This is a genomic window from uncultured Gimesia sp. (assembly GCF_937910335.1).
In the GTDB taxonomy this organism is placed as follows: domain Bacteria; phylum Planctomycetota; class Planctomycetia; order Planctomycetales; family Planctomycetaceae; genus Gimesia.
This window is the reverse complement of record NZ_CALEMX010000553.1, coordinates 1-4394: the sequence shown is the minus strand read 5'-3', so window position 1 is coordinate 4394 and position 4394 is coordinate 1. Positions and strand designations below refer to the sequence as shown.

Here is a 4394-nt window from a genome sequence, read left to right as displayed (position 1 = left end):
AATTTAAAAACAGTGCTGGCTGAAAAACGAAATCAGCTCTGCCGATAGACACCGATAGAGCTGATTGAATCTGATAAATGATTACGTTCGTTTATTTTTTCAGATCATAGCACATTAGAACATCCTGCTCTCGCAGGTAAAGCTTTCCGTTGCAAACCACAGGTTGTGCCCAGGCTTTCCCCAATACCTGATCTGCCTTGAAGCTTCCCTTCAATTTATAACCTTCGGTGGTTGCTTCGATTAATGCTAAATCTCCACTTTCATAGCGGAAAATCAGATTTCCATCCGCAAAGGTCACCGCTGCGGAACCGGAACCTTCGCCACGAATTTTTCCGCCCCAGACAACTTCACCTGATTTCAAATTGATACAAATGGGAAAGCCTTTGCCATGTCCGTGTCCACAATAGATATGATCTTTATAAAGAATCATACCACCATGATGATTTTGTAATGTCTTGGCATTCAGGAAATAAACTTCTTTTGCTTTGATGCCTTTGCCATCCTTAGATAATTTGACGAGGGCGCTGCCTGTGCCATAACCGGTCGAGCAGAAGACATAATCGCCTGAGACAATCGGCGTTGGAATATTGGCAACTTTATTGGCAACGGGATTGTAGTTCCATAATAATTTTCCATCACTGGCACGAACGCCGATTAAACCTCTACCTGTGAGTTGGACGTATTGTTTCACTCCCCCAGCATGGGAAATCACAATTGAAGAATAGCCGGCTCCGTCTTTGCCTTTTTCACCCAGATCTGAGACGGATGTTTTCCAGACTTCCTTACCTGTGGTTTTATCGAGAGCAACCATGATCGCGTCTTTACCGCCGGGCGTGCATAAAACGAGATCGCCATCTACCAGCGGAGATTCAGAAAACCCCCATCCGGACATCATTTTCCCATTCCATTCCTCTTCGAAATCTTTCGTCCAGATGATTTCTCCGTCTGCGACACTGAGGCAGGAAACCGCGCCATTGGTAGAAATCGCATATAATCGATCGCCATCGATGGAAGGTGTGCAACGCGCTCCCGGATAGCCATGTTTCGGGTTTGAATCAATCAAGTTCGTCTTCCACAAAATTTTACCATCATCAGTATTGATGGCGATAACGGCTTGGCCTTCCGGGATGTTTCCGGTTGTAAACAGGCGGTTATCTTTGATCGAAACACTGGCATAGCCTTTACCCAGTCCGCTGGCAGTCCAGGTTAATTTCGGAGGGATTGCATTCCAATCCTGAATGAGTCCTGTATCACTGGAAAGGTTTTTGCGATCGGGGCCTCTCCATTGCTCCCATGATTTTGAAAGTTGACTGGGCTCTGCCGCAGATAAAAATAATGGAAATCCGCAAACCAGCAATGCTCCCAGGAGCAGGCGAACGGGCATGGATAAACTCATAGTCAATTAGTCCTTATGTAAAATCTTTTAGACCAGGTGGGAATTAAAATTGAGATTATCACAGCCATTTTTTGCATGAGGATCGTAAGAAAATGGTGTGATGGCCTCTTGAGGTAAGACACGGTCGCAGCTGATAATTATATGAGCCCGCTCATCCTGCTGCAATCAATGCCCGAAAAATCCTGAACAAGAATCCCGTGATTTCTCAGTTAGAAGGTGGAACAGAAATCAATGCAAGCAATGCCCAGAGAAGACTTTGTGCAGGAATCATGGTTCGGGATTACCTGGAGTTGAGAAGGGCGTTGGCGATTCTTTGACGTAACTCATTCTGGGAGATCTTAGAAATGCGAAAGACTTTCAGGGCAGAGGTTTCCCCTTTATCGAGCGCGATTTGCGAACGTTTGAGTTTGAGTCCCTCTTTTATGACTTTCAGCAGCGCTTGATTCGCTTTCCCCCTTTCAGGTGCCTGTGTCACACAGACCTTGAGCCTGCCATCGTGAATGCCTTCAATCTGGTTTCTACTCGATTTAGGTTGTGCGCGAATCGGGAGTAGAACAAATGCCCCCTCCACTTCAAGTTGTAATTCTTGCGTTTCGTCGATGTTTCCGTTTCCTGTTTGATTAGTCCAACCCCGTATACAGGGCACTTCCGATCCGGACCAGAGTGGATCCCTCTTCAATCGCGATTTCAAAATCTCCACTCATACCCATCGATAGTTCCTTCAGTTGTATCGATGGGGGTGAAACTGTCTGGAGTTGGTCACGAAGTTGAGATAATTCACGGAACACAGGCCGTGCTAATTCCGGATCCGCACTGTGTGATGCCATCGTCATCAGCCCCTCGACTTTCACGTGAGGAACTTCACAGATCGCGTTCCAGTTGCTCAGCAATTCTTCTGGAGCAAATCCCTTCTTGTTCTGTTCACGGGAGAGATTAACCTCAATGAGAACGTGTGTCTGCAAACCGGATTCTGCCGCAATGCGTCCGATGGCTGATAATAACTTCAATGAATCAATGGAGTGAATCAGGCAGGTATGAGTGATAGTGCGCCTGACTTTGTTGCGTTGTAAAGGGCCTATGAAATGCCAATGTAAGTGATCGGGAAACTGGAGAGCCCTTTCATCCAGTTGTTGAGATCTGCTTTCGGCAAATTGGGTGCATCCCAATTTTACTAATGCCTTAACCCATTCGGTATGAGCATACTTCGTGACCGCCACAAATCTGACTGAAGCTGTAGAGCGTTGTGAGCGTAAGCAGGCTTCATGAATGCGATGTTGAATCTTCGAATAATTTTTGTGAATGATGCCTTTCAGGTCTTCCATCCCCGGGCTTTCCACAGTTGAGGTTTATGGTCTCACTTCTTTTGCTCAACATCGAACGTCAAACAAAAGGGCTACAAGTCGAAGTATATACAAAGAGTTTGATAGAATCGCATACAGAACACGAGTAATGCAGTGAATTAATCATTAACTTTTCCTAGAAATCTGACACCGTATTCCCAGAATTGTTCTTCTTCTATTTCCTTGTCCCTCACAATTTCCACCCGAAACCAGGTAACTTGATTATCCTGAACGGGAATACCAACCTGAATCAGCTTCTGATAAATCCGAAATGGATAAATGAAAGAAAGGCCTGATTGTGATATTGAGCGGGACCAGACTTTGATGGCGTTGACTTCATCTGTAACGGCACGGTTGACAGGATCAGTCGCAATCCATACGACTCCGCGAAAGTTTTTACGTTCATGCGCTCGGTTATCTGAAAAATGTGCATCGGTCCTTTTTTCGAGTCGATCCAATGTATCCAGCACACGAGAAATCGCGCGATTCTGCTTGTCAGTGTATTGTTCTAAGTTAATGAGGCCCATTAGGCTGCATCCATTTTAAAAAGATGTCCGACTCTGCGTTCTTATATGCTAACTCGTTGTTTACCTTTGAAGATTATGAATAAATCGCTCGTCAGTAAGTATCTGCCGTAATCGAATGCCGTTCTCGAATGCAGTCAAAATTCTCCTTTTTTGATCTACATATATTGAATCAATTATCAGTAAGAGCTGTTTTTTAAATGTCGATATTTATACAATTCCCACCGTTTCGATAAATTTTTCCAGCGTGCTGACTTCCGCGTTTAAACAGCCTATCACTTTTTCAGCAGCATCCGAATTTCCTGAGTCAATAATTTCTTTGACTGTTTCCTTCAATTCTTGTGTCGTCTTGTAGAGGTCCAATCGTTTCCCGTTTGATGAGGTAACAGGTGCTTTAGCCACCAGTTCTTTGATTGCATCTTCGAGTTCTACCTGATCCAGTGGTTTGAACATCACCTTCGAAATGCCCATCTCTTTCGCCAGTTTCAAGCGGTGGACGTCTTTGTCTTGCGAATTCTTTTCCAGTCGCAGTGCAGTCATCAGAATAAACTGAGGAGGATCGAGTTGCCCTTCATCGGTGTATCTTTCTAGTTTTTGCGCTTCCTGATATAAATCAACTCCGTCCATGCCGCGCATCATCAAATCGGTTATGACGATATTAATATCATTATCTGTTTTCAGACAATTTAAGGCCTCGAAGCCGGAAGTGGCGGTACAAGCTACATGTCCAAATTTTTCAATCAGTCGGGCATGAAAGTGGCACGAGTAACCTACATCATCAACTATTAATATTTTCATGAACATCGCCTTTGGATAGTATTTATTTTCTCAGGTGATGAATTAACGTTGTTGCACTCTTGTGACATCAACATTTTTAATTCAACGACGAGTTGAGAAATTTCTTTTTCAAGAGAATGGTATTTGATCAGGGACTCATCTAGCTGACCTGCTTCTGCATCGTCTTCTAACAATACTAGAAGGAGATAAGGATCCAGTTTTGTATAGTTTCCAATCAATCCCTTACAGGCATGTGCTGCATCTGACAACTTCTGAGAATCATCTTCCTCAATCGCCTGCTTTATATCTTTCATCTGCTATGGACCCTGGCGAAAAAACAGGGGATGACGCCGGACA

Annotated in this window: 6 protein-coding genes; all 6 read right to left on the bottom strand. The window is 44.2% G+C overall.

Annotated features, from left to right (window positions below; genetic code table 11):
* Positions 1–91: 91 nt before the first annotated feature.
* Entirely contained in the window at positions 92–1396 is a 1305-nt protein-coding gene (locus Q0668_RS22890; protein WP_298868858.1) for a PQQ-binding-like beta-propeller repeat protein, read from the bottom strand.
* 280 nt (positions 1397–1676) lie between these two features.
* A complete protein-coding gene (locus Q0668_RS22885) occupies positions 1677–2042 on the bottom strand; it encodes a DUF167 domain-containing protein (protein ID WP_298868857.1) in 366 nt (121 codons plus the stop codon).
* A complete protein-coding gene (locus tag Q0668_RS22880; RefSeq protein ID WP_298868855.1) occupies positions 2017–2718 on the bottom strand; it encodes a YggS family pyridoxal phosphate-dependent enzyme in 702 nt (233 codons plus the stop codon). The genes Q0668_RS22885 and Q0668_RS22880 overlap by 26 nt, the downstream gene beginning before the upstream one ends.
* 137 nt (positions 2719–2855) lie before the next feature.
* On the bottom strand, positions 2856–3263 hold the full coding sequence (locus Q0668_RS22875; protein WP_298868854.1) for a PilZ domain-containing protein: 408 nt from the start codon (positions 3261–3263) through the stop codon (positions 2856–2858).
* Positions 3264–3470: 207 nt separating this feature from the next.
* Positions 3471–4058, bottom strand: coding sequence for a response regulator (locus tag Q0668_RS22870; RefSeq protein WP_298868853.1), 588 nt, complete (start codon positions 4056–4058; stop codon positions 3471–3473).
* Entirely contained in the window at positions 4055–4351 is a 297-nt protein-coding gene (locus Q0668_RS22865; RefSeq protein ID WP_298868852.1) for a hypothetical protein, read from the bottom strand. Before Q0668_RS22865 ends, Q0668_RS22870 begins: the two co-directional genes overlap by 4 nt.
* Positions 4352–4394 lie beyond the last annotated feature (43 nt).